The 23,120-nt window shown below is 63.8% G+C and carries 22 protein-coding genes; 17 read left to right on the top strand and 5 right to left on the bottom strand.

The features are described 5' to 3' along the window. Positions 1-51: 51 nt before the first annotated feature. From phnG to NYQ83_RS11380, 17 genes are all read left to right on the top strand, one after another. Complete coding sequence (gene phnG / locus NYQ83_RS11460) at positions 52-564, top strand: phosphonate C-P lyase system protein PhnG (protein WP_261214768.1); 513 nt, start codon at positions 52-54, stop codon at positions 562-564. Then, positions 564-1,163: a phosphonate C-P lyase system protein PhnH gene (gene phnH, locus NYQ83_RS11455; protein WP_261214767.1), complete on the top strand. Its 600-nt coding sequence runs from the start codon at positions 564-566 to the stop codon at positions 1,161-1,163. The genes phnG and phnH overlap by 1 nt, the downstream gene beginning before the upstream one ends. Further along, positions 1,163-2,272 carry a carbon-phosphorus lyase complex subunit PhnI gene (locus NYQ83_RS11450; RefSeq protein ID WP_261214765.1) on the top strand — a complete coding sequence of 370 codons (1,110 nt, stop codon included), beginning with the start codon at positions 1,163-1,165 and terminating at the stop codon, positions 2,270-2,272. Before phnH ends, NYQ83_RS11450 begins: the two co-directional genes overlap by 1 nt. Before the next feature lie 316 nt (positions 2,273-2,588). Continuing rightward, a complete protein-coding gene (locus tag NYQ83_RS11445) occupies positions 2,589-3,482 on the top strand; it encodes an alpha-D-ribose 1-methylphosphonate 5-phosphate C-P-lyase PhnJ (RefSeq protein WP_261214763.1) in 894 nt (297 codons plus the stop codon). Positions 3,483-3,490: 8 nt separating this feature from the next. Further along, positions 3,491-4,267 carry a phosphonate C-P lyase system protein PhnK gene (gene phnK / locus NYQ83_RS11440; RefSeq protein ID WP_261215186.1) on the top strand — a complete coding sequence of 259 codons (777 nt, stop codon included), beginning with the start codon at positions 3,491-3,493 and terminating at the stop codon, positions 4,265-4,267. A gap of 3 nt (positions 4,268-4,270) precedes the next feature. Next, positions 4,271-4,975: a phosphonate C-P lyase system protein PhnL gene (gene phnL / locus NYQ83_RS11435; protein ID WP_261214761.1), complete on the top strand. Its 705-nt coding sequence runs from the start codon at positions 4,271-4,273 to the stop codon at positions 4,973-4,975. Beyond that, on the top strand, positions 4,972-5,595 hold the full coding sequence (locus NYQ83_RS11430; RefSeq protein WP_261214759.1) for a DapH/DapD/GlmU-related protein: 624 nt from the start codon (positions 4,972-4,974) through the stop codon (positions 5,593-5,595). Before phnL ends, NYQ83_RS11430 begins: the two co-directional genes overlap by 4 nt. A 133-nt stretch (positions 5,596-5,728) precedes the next feature. Then, on the top strand, positions 5,729-6,607 hold the full coding sequence (gene phnC, locus NYQ83_RS11425; protein ID WP_261214757.1) for a phosphonate ABC transporter ATP-binding protein: 879 nt from the start codon (positions 5,729-5,731) through the stop codon (positions 6,605-6,607). Positions 6,608-6,663: 56 nt separating this feature from the next. Then, positions 6,664-7,671, top strand: a complete 1,008-nt coding sequence (gene phnD, locus NYQ83_RS11420) for a phosphonate ABC transporter substrate-binding protein (protein WP_261214755.1) — start codon at positions 6,664-6,666, stop codon at positions 7,669-7,671. Positions 7,672-7,734: 63 nt separating this feature from the next. Then, positions 7,735-8,544 carry a phosphonate ABC transporter, permease protein PhnE gene (gene phnE, locus NYQ83_RS11415; protein ID WP_128291175.1) on the top strand — a complete coding sequence of 270 codons (810 nt, stop codon included), beginning with the start codon at positions 7,735-7,737 and terminating at the stop codon, positions 8,542-8,544. A gap of 23 nt (positions 8,545-8,567) precedes the next feature. Then, positions 8,568-9,275, top strand: a complete 708-nt coding sequence (locus NYQ83_RS11410; protein WP_128291176.1) for a DUF1045 domain-containing protein — start codon at positions 8,568-8,570, stop codon at positions 9,273-9,275. Beyond that, positions 9,272-10,411 (top strand): alpha-D-ribose 1-methylphosphonate 5-triphosphate diphosphatase, encoded by a 1,140-nt coding sequence (locus NYQ83_RS11405; RefSeq protein ID WP_261214751.1) that lies wholly within the window; start codon positions 9,272-9,274, stop codon positions 10,409-10,411. The genes NYQ83_RS11410 and NYQ83_RS11405 overlap by 4 nt, the downstream gene beginning before the upstream one ends. Continuing rightward, the gene (phnN, locus tag NYQ83_RS11400) at positions 10,408-10,992 is read left to right on the top strand and encodes a phosphonate metabolism protein/1,5-bisphosphokinase (PRPP-forming) PhnN (RefSeq protein WP_261214750.1); all 585 of its coding nucleotides are present in this window, start codon (positions 10,408-10,410) and stop codon (positions 10,990-10,992) included. Before NYQ83_RS11405 ends, phnN begins: the two co-directional genes overlap by 4 nt. A 67-nt stretch (positions 10,993-11,059) precedes the next feature. Further along, the gene (locus NYQ83_RS11395) at positions 11,060-12,049 is read left to right on the top strand and encodes an ABC transporter substrate-binding protein (RefSeq protein WP_234628824.1); all 990 of its coding nucleotides are present in this window, start codon (positions 11,060-11,062) and stop codon (positions 12,047-12,049) included. A 40-nt stretch (positions 12,050-12,089) separates the two neighbouring features. Beyond that, a complete protein-coding gene (locus NYQ83_RS11390) occupies positions 12,090-13,778 on the top strand; it encodes an ABC transporter permease (RefSeq protein WP_261214747.1) in 1,689 nt (562 codons plus the stop codon). Further along, the gene (locus NYQ83_RS11385) at positions 13,766-14,818 is read left to right on the top strand and encodes an ABC transporter ATP-binding protein (RefSeq protein WP_261214745.1); all 1,053 of its coding nucleotides are present in this window, start codon (positions 13,766-13,768) and stop codon (positions 14,816-14,818) included. Before NYQ83_RS11390 ends, NYQ83_RS11385 begins: the two co-directional genes overlap by 13 nt. Then, positions 14,818-15,900: an MBL fold metallo-hydrolase gene (locus tag NYQ83_RS11380; RefSeq protein ID WP_261214742.1), complete on the top strand. Its 1,083-nt coding sequence runs from the start codon at positions 14,818-14,820 to the stop codon at positions 15,898-15,900. The genes NYQ83_RS11385 and NYQ83_RS11380 overlap by 1 nt, the downstream gene beginning before the upstream one ends. Before the next feature lie 3 nt (positions 15,901-15,903). Here the strand turns inward: NYQ83_RS11380 and NYQ83_RS11375 are convergent, their stop codons facing one another. The 5 genes from NYQ83_RS11375 to NYQ83_RS11355 all read right to left on the bottom strand — a co-directional run bounded on the left by NYQ83_RS11375 (position 15,904) and on the right by NYQ83_RS11355 (position 23,080). Further along, entirely contained in the window at positions 15,904-17,025 is a 1,122-nt protein-coding gene (locus tag NYQ83_RS11375) for an ABC transporter permease (protein WP_261214740.1), read from the bottom strand. 1 nt (position 17,026) lies between these two features. Continuing rightward, on the bottom strand, positions 17,027-19,798 hold the full coding sequence (gene rbbA / locus NYQ83_RS11370) for a ribosome-associated ATPase/putative transporter RbbA (protein WP_261214738.1): 2,772 nt from the start codon (positions 19,796-19,798) through the stop codon (positions 17,027-17,029). Continuing rightward, positions 19,795-20,919: an HlyD family secretion protein gene (locus NYQ83_RS11365; protein WP_261214736.1), complete on the bottom strand. Its 1,125-nt coding sequence runs from the start codon at positions 20,917-20,919 to the stop codon at positions 19,795-19,797. The genes rbbA and NYQ83_RS11365 overlap by 4 nt, the downstream gene beginning before the upstream one ends. Before the next feature lie 212 nt (positions 20,920-21,131). Next, positions 21,132-21,968 (bottom strand): CheR family methyltransferase, encoded by an 837-nt coding sequence (locus NYQ83_RS11360; protein ID WP_261214734.1) that lies wholly within the window; start codon positions 21,966-21,968, stop codon positions 21,132-21,134. Beyond that, positions 21,965-23,080 carry a chemotaxis response regulator protein-glutamate methylesterase gene (locus tag NYQ83_RS11355; protein WP_261215184.1) on the bottom strand — a complete coding sequence of 372 codons (1,116 nt, stop codon included), beginning with the start codon at positions 23,078-23,080 and terminating at the stop codon, positions 21,965-21,967. Before NYQ83_RS11355 ends, NYQ83_RS11360 begins: the two co-directional genes overlap by 4 nt. Between the last annotated feature and the right edge of the window lie 40 nt (positions 23,081-23,120).

Below are 23,120 nucleotides of genomic sequence, written 5' to 3'. Positions count from 1 at the left end.
TATTGTATGCTTGTATATAACAATAGACAAGTTGAAGCTCGAGGTTCCGACATGGCAGACACCGCCAGCGCAACTCGCGACCGGAACGCGGCCGCTCCCGAGGACTCGGACCTCGCGACGGAAACACTCAAGCGGCGCCGGGAGGTGCTTTCCGTCCTCGTGCGCGCCCGTGCCGATGAGCTCGCCGGGGCTTTGAGAGCGCTTAGCCCTTCGCCGGAATTCGAGGTGCTGAGGGCTCCGGAATTCGGTCTCGCCATGACGCGCGGGCGCATCGGCGGTGGTGGCGCTCCCTTCAATCTCGGCGAGGTGACGGTGACGCGGACGGTGGTTCGGCTTGCAAGCGGCGAGGTGGGCTACGGCCATATTTTCGGGCGCGACCGCGAGCGGGCGCATCTTGTCGCCGTCTTCGACGCGCTTTGGCAAAGCGAGGCGACGCGCGCCTTCGTGGAAGATCGCGTGGTGGCTCCGGTCGCGGCACGAGCCGCCGAGGAGGACCGTCAGGTGCGCGTGAAAACAGCGGCGACCCGGGTGAATTTCTTCACCATGGTGCGGGGAGAAGACTGATGGCAGACGCGCTTGGCGGTGGTTTCAAGGATCCGGTCTTCTCTTCGCAGGCGGTGTTTCGGCGGCTGCTCGATGCTCTGTCGCGACCTGGCCGTGTCGTCGACATGCCTCGGCTTGTGGCGCCTCCGCCTCCCCTGAAGCCGGCGGCGGCCGCCGTTCTCGCAGCCCTTGCCGATGCGGATACGCCGGTCTTTCTCGACAAGGCGTTGAACGCCAGCGGCGAGGTGCGTGGATGGGTCGGCTTTCACATCGGCGCGCCAATCGTGGTGGTGCCGGCGCGGGCGCTCTTTGCCGTGGTCGCCGATCCCGAAAAAATGCCGGCGCTGTTGGAGTTCGGGCTTGGGACCGAGCAATATCCCGATCGCTCCACAACGCTCATCGTGCAGGTCGCCGGCTTCTCACGTGGCCGCAATCTCTGGCTTTCCGGTCCGGGCATCGAGGACGTGGCGGGCGTGCAGGTCGAGGGCCTTCCGGAAAGGCTCGTCGAAGAATTCCGCTCCAACCGGACGCTCTTTCCTCGCGGCGTCGATCTCGTGCTTGCCGCCCCCTCGGCGATCCTCGGGCTGCCGCGCTCCACTCGGATCATGGGAGAGGCCTGATGTATGTCGCGGTAAAAGGCGGCGAGGCGGCGATCGCCAATGCGCATCGCCTTCTCGCAGAGAAGCGGCGCGGCGATCGGAGCGTCCCGTCGCTGACCGTCACGCAGATCCTGGAGCAGCTGTCGCTCGCCGTGGACCGGGTGATGAGCGAAGGCTCGCTCTATGACCGGCGGCTCGCGGCGCTCGCGATCAGGCAGGCGCGGGGCGATCTCGTCGAAGCGATCTTCCTGGTGCGCGCCTATCGCACGACTTTGCCGCGCTTCGGCGCGTCTCGGCCGATCGAAACGGGAGGGATGCTCGTCGAGCGGCGCATCTCGGCGACCTTCAAGGATCTGCCGGGCGGGCAGCTTCTCGGACCGACCTTCGACTACACGCATCGGCTTCTCGATCCCGCCCTCGAGGACGACGACGCGGTGGAGGCGGCGAGCGCCGAGGATCCAGGATCGGCGGCGATGCCGCGCGTCACCGATCTTCTCGGCCAGGCCGGGCTGATCGAGCCTGATCCGGAGGGCGAAGACGAGCCTGCCGATCTCACGCGCGAGCCCCTGTCGTTTCCGGCCGGCCGCGATCTCCGCCTGCAGGCGCTCGCCCGCGGCGACGAGGGTTTTCTCCTGGCGCTCGGCTATTCGACACAGCGGGGCTTTGCCCGCTCGCACCCTTTCGCGGCCGAAATCCGCATGGGTGAGGTCGATGTCGAGATCGAGGTACCGGGTCTCGATTTTCCGGTGCCTCTCGGGCGCATCAAGGTGACGGAGTGCCAGATGGTCAATCAGTTCAAGGGCAGTGCCGAGGCGCCGCCGCAATTCACGCGTGGCTACGGCCTCGTCTTTGGCCAAGCTGAGCGCAAGGCGATGGCGATGGCGCTTTGCGACCGGGCACTTCGGGCGCGCGAACTCGGCGAAGATCAGACGGCGGCGGCGCAGGACGAGGAATTCGTGCTGTCGCATGCCGACAACGTTCAGGCGACGGGCTTCGTGGAACATCTGAAGCTGCCGCATTACGTCGACTTCCAGGCCGAACTGGAGCTGATCCGGCGGCTGCGAGCGGAGTTTGAAGCCGGTCGTGGCCCGGCCAAAGACGGGCAGGAAGATCAGGAGGCGGCAGAATGAGAGCGCTCACGACAGTCTTGTCTGGCGCGGTTGCTGCCGCAGAGTCGACCTCACGTGCCCAAGCGTTGCAGCGGGCCACTGTTCTTCTCCCCGGTGGGGAGAAGGTGGCGCCGAAGGCGCCGGATGAGGGGTGGCGGAAACCCTCGATGTTTGCGTCCGCGGTCGTCTCCACCCCTCACCGCCCGCTGCGCGGGCACCTCTCCCCAGCGGGGAGAGGAAGCGAACAAGCCGCCGGAGCCGTGCGCCATCGGCAACTGCTAGGCAGGTGGGTGAGGGCGCGCCCGCCGTACCGAAGCGCCTCTTCGGAGGCCCAGCGATGAACACCTCGCAAGACAAGCCCGAAACTCCCTACAACTTCGCCTATCTCGACGAGCAGACGAAAAGGATGATCCGCCGCGCCATTTTGAAGGCGGTGGCGATCCCGGGCTATCAGGTGCCGTTTGCGAGCCGCGAAATGCCGATGCCCTACGGCTGGGGCACCGGCGGCGTGCAGGTGACGGCCTCGGTCCTCGGCCCCGACGATGTCTTGAAAGTCATCGACCAGGGTGCCGACGACACCACCAACGCCGTCTCCATCCGCGCCTTTTTCGCCAAGGTCGCGGGCGTCGCCACCACCACGCACACGGCCGAGGCGACCATCATCCAGACGCGCCACCGCGTTCCTGAAACGCCGCTCGAAGCCGGGCAGATCCTCGTCTTCCAGGTGCCGATCCCGGAACCGTTGCGCTTTCTCGAACCCCGCGAGACGGAAACGCGCGTCATGCATGCGCTGGAAGAATATGGCCTGATGCACGTCAAGCTCTACGAGGACATCGCCCGCCATGGCCATATCGCCACGACCTATGCCTATCCGGTGAAGGTGGAGGATCGCTATGTCATGGATCCGTCGCCCATTCCGAAATTCGATAATCCCAAGCTGACGAACTCGCCGGCCCTGCAGCTCTATGGCGCCGGGCGCGAGAAGCGCATCTATGCGATCCCGCCCTTCACCCGGGTCGAAAGCCTCGATTTCGAGGACCACCCCTTCGAGGTGCAGCATTTCTCCGAGCCCTGCGGACTGTGCGGTGCGGAAGGCGTCTATCTCGACGAGGTGATCTTGGACGACAAAGGCGGGCGCATGTTCGTCTGCTCCGACACCGATTTCTGTGAAGGCCGACGTGAAGAAGGGCATCGCGGTCACCTCGCGGCGGCCATGGAGGAGGGCGCATGAGCGCGCTGTTGGATGATGCGCCGCTTCTTTCCGTCGATGGGCTGACGCGCTTTTATGGGCCGCGCATCGGCTGCCGCGATGTCTCCTTCGACCTCTATCCGGGCGAGGTGCTCGCCGTCGTCGGCGAATCCGGCTCGGGCAAGACGACATTGTTGAACTGCGTTTCCGGCCGATTGCCGCTTTCATCAGGCCGCGTCTCTTACCGTATGCGCGACGGTGTCGTGCGCGATCTTGCTGCGCTCGGCGAGGCGGAGCGGCGTTTCCTGATGCGCACCGATTGGGGCTTCGTTCATCAGAACCCGGCCGACGGGCTCAGGATGAACGTCTCGGCGGGTGCCAATGTCGGCGAGCGGCTGATGGCGATCGGCGACCGGCATTACGGCAAGATCCGCGGTTCGGCGCTCTCCTGGCTTGAGCGCGTGGAGGTGCCTGCCGACCGCATCGACGACGATCCGCGCGGCTTTTCCGGCGGCATGCGCCAGCGCCTGCAGATCGCCCGCAACCTTGTGACCGCGCCCCGCCTCGTCTTTATGGACGAGCCGACGGGTGGGCTCGATGTCTCCGTGCAGGCGAGGCTCCTCGATCTCATCCGCGCGCTCGTCGCCGATCTCGACATGGCGGCCCTCGTCGTCACGCACGACCTCGCCGTCGCCCGGCTCCTCTCCCACCGCATCATGGTGATGAAGGCGGGCGAGGTGGTCGAGGAGGGGCTGACGGACCGTGTCCTCGACGATCCGCATGCGCCCTACACGCAGCTTCTTGTCTCTTCGATCCTGCAGGTGTGAGCGATGCAGCCCCGTCTTGAACTCGCCGATGTCGCCAAGAGCTTCACCATGCATCTGCGCGGCGGCATCCATATTCCGGTCGTCGAAAACGTCTCCTTCACGCTCATGCCCGGCGAATGCGTCGTGCTCGGTGGGCCATCCGGTGCCGGCAAGAGCTCGATCCTCAAGATGATCTATGGCAATTACTCTGCCGATCGCGGCGCGATCCGTGTCGCGGGCAAGGGGGATGTAATCGATATCGCCACGGCCGATCCCCGGCGTGTGCTGGCGGTTCGTCGCGACACGCTCGGCTATGTCAGCCAATTCCTGCGCGTCGTGCCGCGCGTCGCCTCGCGCGATCTCGTCGCCGAGCCGCTCGTGGAGCGGGGCTGTTCCCGCGAGGAGGCGCTCGCCAAGGCCAACGCGCTTCTTGCCCGCCTCAACCTGCCGGAACGGCTCTGGCACCTGCCGCCCGCTACCTTTTCCGGCGGTGAGCAGCAGCGCGTGAACATCGCTCGCGGCTTCATTGCCGGCCATCCGCTCCTGCTTCTCGACGAGCCGACGGCCTCGCTCGATGCCAAAAACCGGGATGTGGTGATTGCCTTGATCGAAGAGGGAAAAGCTGCGGGCCGCAGCTTCCTCGGGATCTTTCATGACGCGGAGATGCGCGCCGCCGTGGCCGACCGAGAGGTCGACGTGACCGCGTTTGCCCCTAAAGCCGCTGCATGACGAAGCTTTCGGAGACGCCGCTCGTTGCGCCGGACGCGGTGGTGACCGACAGCCGGCTCGGGCGCTATACGGCGATCGGCGCGCGCACGCAGCTCCAGAACTCGTCCCTTGGCGACTATTCCTACATCACCGAGGACGGCAACGTTGCGCGCACGACGACCGGCAAGTTCTGCTCAATTGCTCAGAACGTGCGGATCAACGCCTCCAACCATCCGATGTGGCGGGCGGGCCAGCACCATTTCACTTATCGCTCGAACGACTACTTCGACGATGCGGAAGCCGATGAGGGGCTTTTCGCCTGGCGCGAGGCGAACGCCGTCACGATCGGCAACGATGTCTGGATCGGCCATGGCGCAATCCTCTTGCCGGGCGTGACGGTTGGCGATGGGGCGGTCGTTGCGGCCGGCGCTGTTGTCTCCCGTTCTGTCGGCGCCTACGAGATCACCGGTGGCGTGCCGGCGCGGGTCATCAAGCGGCGATTTCCCGAAGAGATTGCGGAGCGCCTTCAGAAGCTTGCCTGGTGGGACTGGCCGCATGCCTGCCTTCGCGCGGCGCTGGCGGATTTCCGGGCGCTTTCGGTCGAGGAGTTTCTCGCAAAGTACGAAGAAAAGGCCGTCTGATCAGTTGCTTGCGTGACCTCTCCCGAGGCTTTTCCAGCGACTTCGAAATGTCATGAAAGCGAAATCGAAGCGATAAGGTCGGCTGTTAGGGAACGGTTATCGATAAGCCCGGCAGGCCGGGCAGGTGAGGCCGATGCCCGTAACCGCTCCTTCGAATGTTCCTGCAGTTCGTGTCGAAAAGCTGTCGAAGCGCTACGGCAAGACGCTCGCCTTGCGCAATGTCAGTGTCGATGTCGCGCCGGGCGAGATGGTGGCGCTGATCGGCGCCTCCGGCTCCGGCAAATCGACGCTCATCCGCCATATCGCCGGTCTGGAGCGTGGCAGCGGCGATGAATGCCGCGTGACGGTGCTCGACCGCATCATGCAGGTGGACGGCCGTCTGTCGCACGATGCGCGCCGTATCCGGCGTGAGATCGGCGTCATCTTTCAGCAGTTCAATCTGGTCGGGCGCCTGTCGGTCCTGACCAATGTGCTCGTCGGCTGCCTCGGCAGCGTGCCGTCCTGGCGTGGAACGCTCGGCCTTTTCACGCGGGGCGAGCAGGAGAAGGCGATGCAGGCGCTTTCCCGTGTCGGCATTGCCGAGACGGTGCGGCAACGCTCGTCGACGCTCTCCGGCGGGCAGCAGCAGCGTGCGGCGATCGCCCGAGCACTCGTTCAGGGCGCCAAGGTCATCCTCGCAGACGAGCCGATCGCCTCGCTCGACCCGTTATCCGCACGGCGGGTGATGGAAGCGCTCGGCGAGATCAACCGTGCCGACGGCATCACCGTCATCGTCTCCCTGCATCAGGTGGAATATGCGCGCCTTTATTGCCCGCGCACCCTGGCTTTGCGGGATGGCGAGGTCGCTTTCGATGGGCCGTCCGCGGCCCTGACCGACGATTTTCTTCGCGAGATCTACGGCGATGCGAGCGAGGAGCTCGTTCTTCCGGGCGCGCCGGCCGAGCAGCCGCAGCCAGTGAAACGCCCCGAGCCCGCCGTCGCCAAGATGGCCCGCGAATTGGCTGTGACTTGATCCGCCACGAGGCGGTGAACTCCCGCCCCCGCGGCGGAGCAATCGAGGAGTGAGACATGAACCGACTGACGAAAGGTATTGCCGCCGCCGCCCTCCTGGCTGCGTTCGGCACCTCCGGCGCCTTTGCGCAGGATCAGCAGGAACTGAACTTCGGCATCATCTCGACGGAATCGAGCCAGAACCTGAAGACGGTCTGGGATCCGTTCCTTGAGGAGATGTCCGAGCAGACGGGCCTCAAGGTGAACGCCTTCTTCGCCTCCGATTATGCCGGCGTCATCGAAGGCATGCGTTTCGGCAAGGTCGATGTCGCCTGGTACGGCAACAAGTCCGCGATGGAGGCCGTCGATCGCGCCAATGGCGAGATCTTCGCGCAGACCGTCGATGTGGAAGGCAATCCCGGCTACTGGTCGGTGCTGATCACGCAGGCCGACAACGACAAGATCAATTCGCTCGACGACGTCTTGAAATGCGACAAGTCGCTGGATTTCGGCATCGGCGATCCGAACTCCACCTCCGGCTTCCTCGTACCGACCACGTTCATCTTCGCCAAGAACAGCGTGACGCCGCAGGATTGCTTCAAGACGGTACGCAACGCCAATCATGAGGCGAACGCCATGGCGACGGCCAACGGTCAGGTCGACGTCGCCGCCAACAACACGGAAAACCTCCGCCGCCTGGAAGTGACGGCGCCGGAAGCGCGCAAGAAGATCAAAGTGATCTGGCAGTCGCCGCTGATCCCGTCCGACCCGCTCGTCTGGCGCAAGGATCTCGACGAGGAGACCAAGCGCAAAGTCTACACCTTCATCATGAGCTACGGCCGCCTCGGCACGCCCGAAGAGGTCGCCGGAGCGCGGGAAGTCCTCGAGGGTCTCGGCTGGGCGCCGTTCAAGCCGTCTTCCGATGCGCAGCTCTATCCGATCCGCATCATGGAAATCACCAAGCAGGAAGCGAAGATCGAAGCGGCCGACACGATGTCGGATGATGAGAAGAAGAGCGAACTCGAAAAGCTCGATTCCGAGAAGGCCGAGATCGAAAAGCTGATGGACAAGGTCCCGCAGGCCTGAGGCTGAAACCTTTGTTGATCTGGCGCCGGACCCTGGGTCCGGCGCTTTTCACTGGAGAGACGAATGGCGATAGCCACACAGGCTGAGAAGACGGTCTCGGTCCCCCCGCGCAGTTTCACCGACCGGCTCTACAGCTATCTCGTCTGGGGCGGCATCGCGCTGGTGCTGATCTGGAGCTGGGGGCCGGCCGAGATGGTGCGCTTCCTCAACCTCTTCACCGATGCCGGCAATATGGCCGACTACGCGGGCGGCTTTCTCTCACCGAACTTCCGTGACTGGCATTATTACGTCGAGGAGATGATCCTCACCGTGCAGATCGCTGTCTGGGGCACTGTGCTGGCGATCGTCTTCGGCATTCCCTTCGCGCTTCTGTCGTCCTCGAACATCGCGCCGATCTGGATCGTGCAGCCGGTGCGCCGTCTGATGGATGCGACCCGTGCGATCAACGAGCTCGTCTTCGCCGTCCTCTTCGTCACAGCGGTCGGGCTCGGCCCCTTTGCCGGGGTGATGGCGCTTTTCGTGCATAATACAGGTATTATCGCAAAGCTCTTCTCGGAGGCCGTGGAGGCCATCGATCCAAGGCCTGTCGAAGGCATCCGCGCCACCGGCGCGACACGCCTGCAGGAGATCGTCTTCGGCGTTGTTCCGCAAGTCGCCCCTTTGTGGATTTCGTTTTCGCTCTATCGCTTCGAGACGAATGTGCGCCAGGCGACGGTTCTCGGCATCGTCGGCGCGGGTGGTATCGGGCAGGTGCTGTTTGAATCGATCCGCTCTTTCCTCTACGCCGAGACAGCGGCGATCATCCTGATCGTCATCGTCACCGTCTCCATCGTGGACATCCTTTCGGCACAATTGCGCAAAGTGGTGATCTGAGGAGACACCAACGAAAGATCCCCATGCGCGTCGCCATCTATTTCACTCCAGCCGTCGACCATCCGATCACCCAGGCCGCCAATGACTGGATCGGCCGTGATCTTTCCGATGGTCCGGTCCAGCAAAAGGCTGTGGGTGCCTTGAGTGCCGAGGAAGTGCGCGCCATCACCGAGGCGCCGCGGCGTTACGGCTTCCACGCCACGTTGAAGCCACCGTTCGCCCTTGTCGACGGCGCGTCGGAGGAGGATGTGGATCAGGCGTTGCGCAACTTCTGCGCTGAGCATGGTGTCATCGAACTCGGGCCGCTCGAGATCCGCGCCATCGGGCCCTTCTTTGCGCTCGTGCCGCAGAATGACGTGCCCGAGGTTCGGGCGCTCGCGGACGCGGCGGTGGAGGCGTTTGAGCCGTTTCGCGCGCCCCTGAGCGATGAAGATCGTGCACGCCGCAGGCCGGAGGAGCTCACCGAACGCCAGCGCGACTATCTCGATCGCTGGGGCTATCCTTATGTCTTCGATGAATTCCGCTTCCACATGACACTGACTGGCCCGGTCTCAGGCGAGCGACGCTCGATCGTGGAGGGCGCGCTTCACCAGCATTTCGGTTCCGTCATCGAAACCTCGCTCGCGCTCGACGGCGTCTCGCTTCTCACCGAGCCGGAGCGTGGAGCCTTTTTTCAAGTTCACGCCCGCTGCAATCTGCGCGGGCCCAGCGAAAGAAAACCCAACACATGAGCGAAATCGTTTTTCGCAACGCCCGCATGGTCCTTGCCGATTCGGTTGAAGGCGGCGATCTCGTGGTCGCCGGAGAGATGATCCGCGAGGTCGCCGATCCTGGGACCGGGTCGGGTGGTATCGATCTTGAGGGTGACTGGCTGCTGCCGGGGCTTGTGGAGCTCCACACCGATCATCTCGAGGGCCATTTCGCACCGCGCCCTGGTGTCCGGTGGAATCCGGCCGTTGCCGTGCAGGCGCATGATGCACAGGTCGCGACCTCCGGTATCACGACGGTGCTCGATGCGCTTCGGGTCGGCGCCGACGAGGATGCGCGCGTCCAGGTCCAGGAAATGCGCGGGCTTGCCGATGCGATCGAGGAGAGCCAGGACAAGGGCCGGCTCAGAGCCGAGCATTTCGTGCATCTCAGATGCGAGGTCTCCGCCTCAGACGTGATGGACGGTTTCGCGCTTTTCGAGAACGATCCACGGCTCAAGCTCGTCTCGCTGATGGATCACACGCCCGGACAGCGGCAGTTTGCGAGCTTCGACGCTTACAAGATCTATTATCAGGGCAAGACCGGTATGGACGACGAAGCTTTTCAGAGTTTCGTCGATCGCCGTATGGCGGAGGGGGGACGCTGGTCTGCCCAACACCGCAAGCTCATTTCGGACCTTTGTCGTGAGCGCGGTATCCGGCTGGCGAGCCATGACGATGCGACCGAGGCGCATGTCGCCGAGGCTATCGAGTTCGGTGTGCATGTGGCGGAGTTTCCAACGACAGTCGCGGCGGCTCGCGCCTCCAAAGAGGCGGGCATGCAGGTTTTGATGGGGGCGCCCAACATCGTGCGCGGCGGTTCGCATTCCGGCAATGTCGCCGCAGCCGAACTCGCCGCGGAGAACCTCCTCGACGTGCTTTCTTCGGATTACGTGCCTTTCAGCCTCATCCAGGCGGTGTTCGCGATATCGGAGATCGTCGAGGGGGTGGATCTGCCGCAAGCCGTTGCCATGGTCTCGGCCAATCCGGCAAAAGCGGTCGGGCTCGATGACCGCGGCGTGATTGCGCCTGGCAAGCGCGCCGATTTCGTTCAGGTGCGTTTCGACGACGGCGTGCCGGTGGTGCGGTCGGTCTGGCGCCAGGGGCGTCGCGTCGCGTGAATGATCCACAGCCTTTTCGCACCGGCACCTTGGTGCTTGTCGTCGGTCCGAGCGGGGCCGGCAAGGACAGTCTGATCGACTATGCGCGGCAGAGGCTTTTGGATGTTCCTTACGTGGTTTTCCCGCGTCGCACGGTGACGCGGAGCGAAAGTGATTTTGAAGACAATCTCACTTTGAGCGAAACGGAGTTCTCCAAAGCGGCGGCTGCGGGGGCCTTTGCTCTCTCCTGGGAGGCGCATGGGCTCGCCTATGGCATCCCGAAGGCGATCGAGGCGGATCTCGCCGGCGGGTCCTCGGTCGTCGTCAACGTCTCGCGCATGGCGATTGAGCCGGCGCGCGCGAAATACCGGCCATTGCGCGTCGTCGTGGTGAGTGCGCGTCGGGATGTTCTTTTTGAAAGGCTCAATGCGCGCGGGCGCGAGAGCTTGGAGGAAATCGCGCGCCGTCTCGATCGGGCCGATCTCGTCTCGGTCACCGGCGAGGACGTCGCCGTCATCGACAATTCAGGTCCGATCGATGTGGCGGGGGAGGCGTTTGTGTCGCTCTTGCAAGGCTGTATCCGAGGCAGGCAAGAGCGTTAGACAAGTGTCACATGGCTCTGTTAGCCGGTGGCGGATTCTCCGCCTCTACCTCAAAAGGACGTCCAACATGATGAAGCCAATCCTCGGGCTTGCGGCTGCGGCCTTTGCCCTCGGCATGGCCGGCAGCGCTGCCGCAGAGCCCTCGGGCACGCTCACCGTCTACACCTCGCAGCCGAGCGAGCAGATGCAGAGCGTGATTGCGGCCTTCAACAAGGATTATCCGGACGTTCAGGTAGAGCTCTTCCGCTCCGGGACGACCGAGGTGATGAACAAGCTGCTCGCGGAGTTCGCCGCAGGTTCCTCGCCCGCCGATGTCGTGCTCATCGCCGATGCCGTCGCCATGACGCAGCTCAAAAATGACGGTCGGCTGATGACCTATGACGATGCGCCGATCGCCGATATTCCCGACGCGCTCATCGATCCCGACCACACCTTCTTCGGCACCAAGCTCATCACCACCGGCATCGTTTACAACACCAATCTCGTCGATAAGGCGCCGACCTCCTGGGCGGACCTGAAGGCCGAAGACGTCGCTTCCAAGACGACCATGCCGTCGCCGCTTTATTCAGGCGCCGCCGTCATCCATGTCGGCACCATGGTGCAGCAGCCCGAGTTCGGCTGGGACTATTACGAGGCGCTTGCCGACAACGGCGCCATCGCCGGGCAGGGCAATGGCTCCGTCATCGAGGCCGTCGCCCGCGGCGAGAAGGCCTATGGCATCATGATCGAATACATGGCCTTCAACGCCAAGAAGAAGGGCTCACCGGTCGAGTTCGTGTTTCCGCAAGAGGGCGTGACCGCGATCTCGCAACCCGTGGCGATCCTGAAGTCGACCGACAATGCGGAAGCCGCCAAAGCCTTCGTCGATTGGCAGCTTTCCAGGAAAGCGCAGGAACAGTCCGTGGCTCAGGGCTATTTCCCGATCTTCGACGATGTGACGCCGCCCGAAGGATATCCGAAGGTCGGCAGCCTCAAGATCCTGCCGACAGACGCCGAGACGCTTCTTGAAAACGACCAGGCCAACAAGGAGAATTTCGCTGAGCTCTTCGGCGGTTGATGTCGGTACGGCGGGCGCGGCCTCCTCGCGCCTGCCTCTCTTGCGCTTGCTTGAGCGCCATTTCCTCCTCGTTCTCGTTGCCCTCTATCTTGCGGCCTTCGCTTTGTGGCCGCTTGGACAACTCTTCGCCGAGGCACTGGCGCCCAACAAGGAGGGCGTGCTTTTTGGCACGTTCCTCGATCAATGGGAAAGCCGCTCCGCGATCCGCGCCCTGAGCCATACGCTCGAGGCGTCGTTTCTCTCCACGCTCGTCTCCGTCGTGATCGGGGCCGTTGCCGCCGTGCTCCTCGTCCTCACCGATATGCGGTGGAAGGGCGCGATCGTCTTCATGCTGCTTTTGCCGCTCCTGATCCCGTCGCAGATCATGGCACTCGCCTGGATCGAGCTCACCGGTCCGACGAGCCCGATCCTGGCGCCGCTCGGGCTTGCGCCCGAGCCCGGCATGACCAACCCGCTTTACTCCAAATGGGGCATCGTGATCGTCATGGGCGTCGAGCATGCGGCTCTCGTCTTTTTGACGGTGCGCGCGGCGCTTTCTTCATTGCCCATGGATATCGTCGAAGCGGCGCAGCTCGCCGGCGCCCGGCCTCTTCGTATCGTCATGCGCATCTTGATGCCTCTCGCCTTTCCCTCCGTCCTGAGTGGGGCTGCGCTCGCTTTCGTCGCTTCGATCGGCAATTTCGGCGTGCCGGCACTTCTCGGTATCCCGGGGCGCTACACGATGCTGACGACGCTCATCTATCAGCGCCTGCAAGGTTTTGGGCCGCAGGTGCTTGGTCAGGTCGCGGCCCTTGCCGTCATTCTGACTCTGATCGCCGCTGCTGGCCTTCTCATTCGCAGCCTCGTCGCGCGGCGTTTCGGAGCTGCCGTGGAACGCACCAGTGCGCCGCTCGTGCCGTTCCCGCTCGGCCGCGCGCGTTTGCCGGTCGAGGGTGTGTTTCTCGCCTTTCTGACCGTCATCGCCATCCTGCCGCTCTTCGCTCTCGTCGGCACGTCGCTGTTGCCGGCACTTGGCGTGCCACTGTCGCTCGAGACTCTGACGCTGGAGAATTACCGCTTCGTGCTTTTCGGCTACGAGGCCGCGCAGCGTGCCTTTATCAACAGTTTCGCTCTCGCGCTTTCGGCCGCGATGATCAGCGCTGCGGTGGCCCTGCCGCTCGCCTATCTTTCGGTGATCGAGCGGCGTCCGCTCGCGCGCCTTCTCGACCTTTTCGCCGATGCGCCCTATGCCATTCCCGGAACGGTGCTCGCCATCGCCATTATCGTCGTCTTCCTGCCGCCGCTTCCTGGTCTCGGCGTCAGCCTCTACAATACCGGCTGGATCATCTTGGTCGCCTATCTCGCCCGTTTTCTCGCCCTCGTTCTGCGCCCGACGGTCGCTGCCATGGAAAGCCTCGATCCGGGCATGGACGAGGCGGCGCGCGCTGCCGGTGCCGGCATGCTCACACGCCTCAAGGCCGTCGTCGCGCCGCTTCTCGCGCCGACGCTCGCGGCCGGCGGGCTTCTCATTTTCATGCAGGCTTTCAATGAGCTCACCGTCTCGGCGCTTTTGTGGTCGAGCGGCTGGGAGACACTCGGGGTCATGGTCTTCTTCCTGCATAGAGAAGGAAACACGACGGCGGCCGCGGCGCTTGCGACGCTCGCCTTGATCGCGGCACTCGGGCTTGCCGGCGTCGCGGCCCTCTTTGCGCGAAAGCTGCCTTCCGGAGTTGTGCCATGGCGGGGATGAGAGCCTCGGGTCTCGGCAAGCGTTTCGGCGAGACGGACGCCCTGCGTGCGGTCGACCTTGCCATCGAAAACGGAGAGTTCCTGGCGCTTCTCGGGCCTTCCGGTTGCGGCAAGACCACGCTTTTGCGCTTGATCGCCGGCTTTGAAGTGCCGGATGCGGGCGAATTGCATCTCGGTGACGCGGTGGTCGCCCGGGCGGGCTGGGCGTTGCCGCCGGAAGAGCGCAATGTCGGCATGGTGTTTCAATCCTATGCGCTCTGGCCGCACATGTCGGTCGCCGACAATGTCGGCTTCGCGCTCAAGGTACGCGGTCTTGACGCCAGCGAATGCCGCCGGCGGATCGAGGAGGCGCTCGAACTCGTGGGTCTTGCCGGCCTTTCCAGGCGCAAGCCGGCTGAGCTGTCGGGCGGACAGAAACAGCGTGTCGCGCTTGCCCGCTGTCTTGCCATGCAGCCCTCCGTCGTTCTTCTCGATGAGCCGCTCGCCAATCTCGACGCGCATCTGCGTGAGGCGATGCAGATCGAGTTTCGCCGCTTTCACCGTGAGATCGGTGCCACCTTCGTCTACGTGACGCATGACCAGAGCGAGGCGATGGCGCTTGCCGATCGGGTCGCGGTGATGGATCGCGGCGCTTTGCAACAGGTCGCGGCGCCGCGGGAGCTCTACGCGGAGCCCGCAACCGAGATGGTGGCACGTTTCGTCGGACGCGGCATGGTCCTGCCGGTGACGGTTCTCGGCCATGAGAACGGCTTCATCGTCGCGGAGGCTTTTGGTGCGCAGATGCGGGTGAGAGGGCAGGCGACGGCCGGTGAAGAGCGCCTTCTCTGCGTCCGACCTGCCGACCTCGCGCTGGATGGTGCCGGGATGGAAGCGCGCGTCACCGCGGCGGCTTTCCAAGGGGCGGCGACCATCGTGTCGGCGCAAATCGAACAAGGAGAACATGTTTTGAGGCTCGAATGCCATGGTCTGCCGCCTGAGGAAGGCGCGGCTGTCAGAATTTCCGTGCGCGATGGCTGGTTGCTGCCGGCGGGACGCGCGTGATGGCGTTGACGTTCAAGGCGCTGTCCGGGCTCGGCCCGAAACAGCCGGCGACCTTTCTCGTCGAGGCGGAGGGGCGGCGCATCATCTTCGATCTTGGAGAGGAGAAGGCGACCGGCCGACGTGCCGATCTTTCAAATCTCGGCAAAGTCGACGCCGTCGTCATCAGCCATGGGCATTTCGACCATATCGGTGCGCTCGATAGCCTGGAGACGCTCGGCCATCCGGCACTTTATGCGAGCGGATCGGTGCTTGCCCGTATCGACCGGCCGGCCAACGCGCGGGAACTCCCTGCGCAGGGCGAGACAGAAATCGCCGGCCTTCGCGCGAAGACAGGGCGCAACGGGCATGCGATCGGCGGGGTTTGGACCTTCCTCGATGTCGCCGGTGGATTTATCTATATGGGCGACCACACGGATGAATCGAACGTCTTCGCCTTCGATCCGCCGCCTGAAGCCGCGACCATCGTTCTCGATGCTTCCTACGGCGATGCGGACGAGCCGCGGTCGGCGCAAATCGGTGATGTTCTGCAGCTCACGGCAAGCGGACGTGTGCTCATCCCGGTCCCTCCGGATGGGCGCGGCATCGAGATGGCTCTGATTGCCGACGAGGCCGGGCGCAAGATTGCGATCGATGAGAACGTGCGAACATATCTTCGGCGCATCGCCGGTCCCGATCGCGCGTTTGCCGCGCCGGGCGTGGCGGAACGCGCCGGGCGCCTTGCCGAAAGCGCAGATGATGCAGCCGATCCCGGGGCCAAGGCTGACGTCTTTCTCGCCGCCGATGCCGATGGGGATTTCGGCGTGAGCGGGGAGATTATCGATCGCCAAATGCGCGACCTCTCCGTCGTCTTTACCGGTCATCTGCACAAATCGACGCGCGGGTACAAAATGGTGCAGGAAGGGAACGCCGTTTTCCGCCGCTACAACGTGCATCCGACATTGCCGCAGAACGTACGTCTGGCGCGTGCTGTGAACGCCTCAACGGTGGTTCCGGCCTTTGCCGATCCGGCGCATCTCAGCGCTTTCGAGACCGCTTTCGCACCCGCCCGTGTCGATCTCTCCGGTGCGTTTGCGATCGGCTGAAGCTCACGCCATTTCCGTGATCGTCTTGCGAAAGCGGGTCAGCGCCAGGGTGAAGAGGACCGCTCCGATCGCTGCGATTGCGAGGAATTGCGGCCACACGACACTGAAGCCTGCGCCGCGATAAAGGATCGCCTGCGCCAGCGAGACGAAATGCGTGTTCGGTGCCGCGAGCATGATCGTCTGGACGATATCGGGCATGCTTTCGCGCGGCGTCATGCCGCCTGAGAGCATCTCGAGCGGCAGAAGGACGAGGATCAGCAGAAGCCCGAATTGTGGCATCGATCGCGCCAGCGTTGCCAGGAAGATGCCGATCGATGTCGAGGCGAAGACATGCAGCGCTGCGCCCGCCAGGAAAAGCGCGATCGAGCCTTCGATCGGCACCGAAAGAAGCCCCTCGATGACGACGGTGAGCGACAGGAAGCAGGACACGACGACGACGAGGCCCATCGCCCAGATCTTTGCTGCCATGATCTCGAACGGCGTCACGGGCATGACGAGAAGATGCTCCACCGTGCCATGCTCGCGCTCGCGGATGAGGGCGGCTCCCGTCAGCACGATCGACAGGAGCGTGATGTTGTTGATCACCTCCATGATGGAGCCGAACCAGGCGCGATCGAGCATGGGATTGAAGCGGGCCCGCAGCTCCAATTCGACCGGGAGCTGATCGACGGCACGGTAGTGGCGGGCGAAATCCTCAACCTCTCCCAGAACGATCGACTGGATATAGCCTGATCCCGTGAAGGCCTGGGTGATGAGCGTCGCATCGACATTGAGCTGCAGAGCCGGGGTGCGCCCGGCCAGCATGTCGCGCTGGAAATCAGGCGGTATGACCAGCGCAAAGGTGTCGAGGCCGGCGTCCATCCGCTGGTCCATTTCCGAAGCGGTGATCATCTTCGGAGGCACGAAATAGGGTGGGTAGAAGTCTGAGACGATGCGCGTCGAGAGCGGTGATCGGTCCTCGTCGACGATGCCGATGGTGGCGCGGTTGAGGCTTTCCGGCATCGAGGTGGCCGCCGCATAGACGCCAAGCGTGAAGGCATAGACGATGAGGATGAGCATCATCGGATCGCGCACCAGGCTGCGCAGTTCCTTCACCCCGAGATTGCCGATATTGGCGAGCCGCATCTCACCGCTCCTGTTTTTTGAGGAGAAGGGCGGTGGCGGCAAGGAGCACCGGGGTCGCGAGCGCCAGCGGCAGGAAAGCTCCGCTCAACTCCGAGAATCCGAGGCTCTTTGAGAAGGTGCCGCGTGCGATCGTGAGAAAATGTGCCGTCGGATAGATCTCTCCGACCAATCTGCCGATACCTTCGAGCGCCGAAACCGGGTCGGTTAGGCCAGAAAAGTTGACGGCCGGAAGGATCGTCAGGATCGCAACGCCGAAAATCGAGGCGATCTGGCTTTTCATGAAAGTCGACATGAATAGGCCGAGAGCGGTTGCCGAGCACACGTAAAGGAAGGCCGCCGTCGCAAGCGCGAGAAAACTGCCTTTGAAGGGGACTGCGAAAACCGTCACGGCGAGTGCCGTCAGAAGCAAGAAGCTCAGCCAACCGAGAATGACATAGGGGATCTGCTTGCCGAGCAGAAATTCCAGCTTCGTCGTCGGCGTCACGTAGAAATTGACGATGGAGCCGAGCTCCTTTTCGCGCACGACGCTCAAAGCCGCCAGCATCGCGGGGATCAGCATCAAGAGGATCGGGATCACGGCAGGTACCATGGCGACGATGCTCTTCACGTCCGGATTGTAGCGGAAGCGGGTCTCTAGATCGACGAGACCGGCAAGGCCGGTCGAGCGGCCGGTTTCCTTCGCCTTGGCGAGCAGCCACTGGGTGTGCATCCCTTGCACATAGCTTTTGATCGTCTCCGCCCGTGTCGGCATGGCGCCATCGATCCAGGCGCCGATCTCGACATTGTCGCCGCGCGCGACATCGCGGGCGAAGCCCGGCGGGATTTCGATCGCCAGGCCGATTTCTCCGGCGCGCATGCGCTGGTCGAGATCTTCGTAACTCGTGATCGGCGGTTTCTCGATGAAGTAGCGTGAACCGGCGATGTTGAAGGCATAATCGTGCGACAGGCCGGTCTGGTCGCGGTCGAGGACGGCGAAGCTCAAATCCTCCACGTCGAGACTGATGCCGTAGCCCATGATGAACATCAAAATCACGCTGCCGACGATGGCGAGCGTCAGGCGGATCGGGTCGCGGCGGACCTCCTGGCTTTCGCGGCGCGAATAGCTCGCCATGCGCCGGAGATCGAAAAAGCGGCGTGCGGGTCGCGTCTCAGGCGCCGGATCCTGGGTGACGAGGGCCGTTGCCTTCGGCGCCTGTTCCTCATCTGCCCCCGCCTCTTCCAGATAGGAGATGAAGGCATCTTCGAGAGAGGCGGCTCCGCGCTTTTCGACCAGGTCTTTCGGCCTGTCGGTCACCAGCACCTTGCCGGCATGCATGAGCGAAATGCGGTCGCAGCGTGCCGCCTCGTTCATGAAGTGCGTCGAGATGAAGATTGTCACCCCGTCGCGTCGCGATAGCTCGACGATCATCCGCCAGAACGCGTCTCGCGCGACGAGATCGACGCCGGAGGTGGGCTCGTCGAGGATGAGCATCTCCGGCTTGTGGATCATGGCGACCGCGAGCGAGAGACGTTGACGGTGCCCCAGCGGCAGGGAATCGGGGAAATCGTCGAGGATTTCGGCGAGGTCGAAACGTTCCACCATCTCGCGGATGCGCGCCGGAATGTCTGCCTCCGGCACCCGAAAGAGACGGGCATGGAGCTCGAGATTCTGTTTCACCGACAGCTCGGTGTAGAGCGAGAAGGCTTGCGACATGTATCCCACCCGCTCTCGGGTGGTGAGGTCGCGCGGATCGACCTCTTCGCCGAAGAGAAAGGCCCGGCCTTCTGAGGGGGCGAGCAGGCCCGTCAGCATCTTCATCGTCGTGGTTTTGCCGCAGCCATTGGAGCCGAGGAAGCCGAAGATCTCGCCGCGCGGAATGCGAAAGCTCACATGGTCCACGGCGGTGAAGGCGCCGAAGCGCATGGTCAGCCCTTCCGCCTCAATGGCGGGGACGCCGTTGTCCTCTTGTGCCTGCGGCGGGATGACGACTGGCTGATAACCGGCCTGCTTTTCCTCGGGCAGAAGCGCGATGAAGGCAGCCTCGAGCGTCTGCGTTCCGGTTTCGGCCAGAAGCTCGTCCGCGGTTCCCGTCGCGAGCACCTGCCCGCCATCCATGGCGACGAGCCAGTCGAAACGTGCGGCCTCTTCCATATAGGCGGTGGCGACCACGACGCTCATGGTCGGGCGGTCGGCCCGGATCTGGTCGATCAGTTCCCAGAATTGACGGCGGGAGAGGGGATCGACGCCGGTCGTCGGCTCGTCGAGGAGAAGGAGGTCGGGGTCGTGAATGAGCGCGCAGCAAAGGCCGAGCTTCTGTTTCATGCCGCCTGATAGCTTTCCCGCCGGGCGCGTCAGAAAGGGTCCAAGGCCGGTGGCTTCGGTCAGCTCGTGGATGCGGCGTTCGCGCTCCGCCTTTCCGTGGCCAAAGAGGCGGGCAAAGAAATCGAGGTTTTCAGACACCGACAGCGTCGGATAGAGGTTCTTGCCGAGCCCTTGCGGCATATAGGCGATGCGCGGGCAGACGGCGGCGCGGTGGCCGGAATCCTTCATGCTGCCGCCGAGCACCTCAACCTCGCCCTTCTGGATGCGGCGGGCTCCGGAGACGAGGGAAAAGAGGCTCGATTTGCCGACGCCGTCGGGGCCGATGAGCGCCACGGCGCGCCCGGCCGGAATGTCGAGGGTGATATCGTCGAGCGCCTGCGTGGCACCAAAGCGCAGCCCCACATGCGCGAGGGTTGCGACGGGCGGGGGCGTCTCGCTGTCGGAAGGGACGGTCGGGAGGGGCGGCTTCATTCCGCGCCCGTCATCGCGCCCCCGGGCTCAGGCTCGGGCGCGCCCTTTTGCGGCAGATTGACCTTGAGGTTATCCGGCCACTCGGCGCTGCCGTCGATCTTCACATAGGCCATCCCCGGCAGCCCCGTTTTCACGTAGCGGATATGCTCCTTCAGAAGGTCGGTGGGGATTTGGGCCTTGATGCGGAACATCAGTTTCTGCCGCTCTTCGGCGGTTTCCACCGTCTTCGGCGTGAATTGAGCGACATCGGCGACGTAGGAAATGGTCGCCGGGATCACATATTGCGGGGCCGCGTCGAGCACGATGCGGGCTTCGGCACCGAGCGCCACGCGACCCGCCTGAAGTGTCGGCAGGAAGAACGTCATGTAGACATCCGACAGGTCGACGAGGTTCAAAATCGCGCTGCCGGCATTTACGACTTCGCCAGGCTCGGCGATGCGGTACTGCACGCGCCCGATCCGCGGCGATGTGAGGGTGCTGTCGTCGAGATCTGTCTTGATCCGCTCGACCGTGGCACGCATCGCGTCCACCTGTGCCTCCGCCGTCACGACGCCCGAGCGTGCATAGCCGAGAGCCGCATCGGCGGCCGCCACCTTTGCCTTTGCCGCGGCAAGGGCGGCCTTGGCGCCTTCGAAAGCGGCCTTGTCGTCGTCGTATTGCTGCACGGAACCGGTGCCGCGTTCCTGCAAGGTCTGGCTGCGGGTGAGGCGCTTTTCCGCGGCTTCGAGCGTCGCCTCTTGCTGTGCAACGGTGGCTTCGGCGGCGTCTTTTTCCGCCTGGCGCTGCGTGACCTGGCTGTTTGCCGTTTCGATGCCGATCTCGGCAGAGCGCAATTGTGCCTCGGCTTCGCGCAACTGCGCCTCAAGCGTAGCGGTATCCATCTTGGCGAGTTTTTCGCCGGCGGCGACATAGTCGCCTTCTCGCACATAGACGTCCTGCAGACGGCCGGCCGTCTTGCTTGCGATGTCGATCTCGACCGCTTCGATCCGGCCGTTGCTCGAGGCGAGGGCTGCATTCTCGTTCTCGCCGGTCACCATGGCCCTGATTTCGGGCCAATAGGAATAACCGACGCCGAGGATGAGAGCCGCGACGATGAGGACGAGGAGAAGCTTTCTTGTCATGGAGGCGGGCCGGTCTTCGCTGGCGGCGTGGGAGCCGCGGCAGGCGCCGCCACTTCGCTGCCGCTTCGCCTAAAAGGTACTCTGGCGGACCTATCCTGGCAAGCCGAAGCTTGAGCCTATCACGGGTCCCTCATGTTTATAGACCAGCCGATGCGCGGTGGCATGCCCGTGAAAGAAATAGCCGCTCCGCATGGGTGCGGAGCGGCTTTTGATCAGGCCGCGACGACGGCCGATTGGCTTGCCGCCAGCCCGTAGAGGTTGCGCTGCCCGGGGACGAGCGTGAACTTGCTGCTCACACCAACGACCGTCTCGGCGCCGCCGAGTACCAGATAGCCGTCCGGCCGCAAATTGCGGGAGACCCGATCGAGAATGTCACCCTTCGTGGCCGCGTCGAAGTAGATCAGCACATTACGGCAGAAGACGATGTCGAGCATGCCGAGGGTCGTGAAGGAGTGCAGCAGGTTGAGATTTCTGAATGTCACCATCCGTCGGATATCGTCGGAAATCTGCCAGTTTTCTCCACTCTTCTTGAAGTATTTGAGGAGGAGCTGGACCGGGAGGCCGCGCTGAACCTCAAACTGCGTGTAGATGCCGGCGCTCGCCCGTTTCAGCATGTCGTCGGAAATGTCGGTCGCGATGATTTCGACCTTGCGACCGCCGACCATCCCCACTTTCTCGCGAAGGATCATGGCGAGAGAGTAGGGCTCCTGGCCGGAGGAGGCTGCCGCGCACCAGATGCGCAACGGCTGCGTGACGGGGCGATTGCGCAACAATGTCGGCAGCATCACGTCGCTGAACAGGTCGAACGGTGTCTTGTCTCGAAAGAAGAAAGACTCGTTGGTCGTCATCGCATCGACGACGGCCTTGCCGATGTCCATGGAGCCCTGCCGCAACTTCGCGGCAAGTGCTGCGATGCTCGGCAGCCCGAAATGCGTCGCTACCGGAAGCAGACGGGACTCGAGCAGGTAGGTTTTCCCTTCCTGCAGCACGAGGCCCGATTGCGCCTTCAGATATCTCTGGAAGAACTCGTAGTCCGCAGGTGTGATCATGAGCGTCCCCCTGAGATTCGCCGAACCACGCGGGGTCCGATTTCCGTTATCGGTAGAATTTCGGAGCAGGCTCCGACCTCTGCGGTCGCGCCTGGCATGCCCCAGACCACGCTCGAAGCTTCGTCCTGCGCGATGACGGCGCCGCCGCCATCGGCGATGATGGTCGCGCCCTTGGCACCGTCGGAGCCCATGCCGGTGAGAACGAGTGCAAGGGTGGCGCTGCCATAGATGTCAGCGATCGATTGAAACATCGGATCCACTGCCGGCTTGCAGAAGTTGACGGGCGGTGCATCTGAGAGCTTGATCACCGTAGTGCCGTTCGATTTTACTACCAGCATGTGCTTGCCACCCGGAGCCACGTAGATGTGACCGGGACGCACGGGCTCGCCATCGATCCCTTCGGCGGCCGGACGACCCGACGCCTTAGCGATGTGCTCGGCCAGGATCGTGGTGAAGGTCGGCGGCATGTGCTGTGTCACGAACACCGGGATGGTTGTCAGCGCACTGCCGGCATCGGTGAAGAAGCGCGTCAGTGCCTGCGGACCGCCAGTAGAGCTGCCGATCGCCAGGGCACGCACCGCGCTCATTGATGCGGGGCGCAGACGGACCTTAGGCTTGGCCGTGGCGGGGATGACAGCCGCACGTGCGGCTGCCGGCGCCGATGTCCCCGGCGTCTGCCGGGCGGTGGCCGGAGCCGGCGTGCGGAAGCTCTTGCCGCGACGAACCCCGGCACCAAGGCTGCGTACCTTGGAAATCAGGTCGTGGCGGAAGTCGGCCGCGGCCAGCAGGCCGTTGGTGGAATCGGGTTTGGGGACGTAATCGGCTGCTCCCAAGGTCAGAGCACGAATGCTGACCTCGGCGCCACGGCGCGTGAGCGTCGAGGCCATGATGACGGCCGTGCCCGGTCGCTTTTCGAGAATGAGGGGCAGAGCCTGCAGCCCGTCCATCTCCGGCATCTCGATGTCGAGAATGGCGACATCGGGCTGGGACCGGACGACGTCATCCACCGCCCGCCGCCCGTTGGGATGGGAGGCGATGAGAGTGAGGTCCGGCTCCTCGGAGATCCAGCGGGAGAGGATGCCGCGAATGAACGCGGAATCATCGACCACCATGACACGGATAGGCTCGTCGCTCTTCGGGCGGACCGCAGCG

It is taken from the genome of Afifella sp. JA880 (assembly GCF_025379905.1).
Classification (GTDB): domain Bacteria; phylum Pseudomonadota; class Alphaproteobacteria; order Rhizobiales; family Afifellaceae; genus Afifella; species Afifella aestuarii.
Note: the sequence above shows the minus strand (reverse complement) of the source record. Positions and strands in the feature narration are given on the sequence as shown.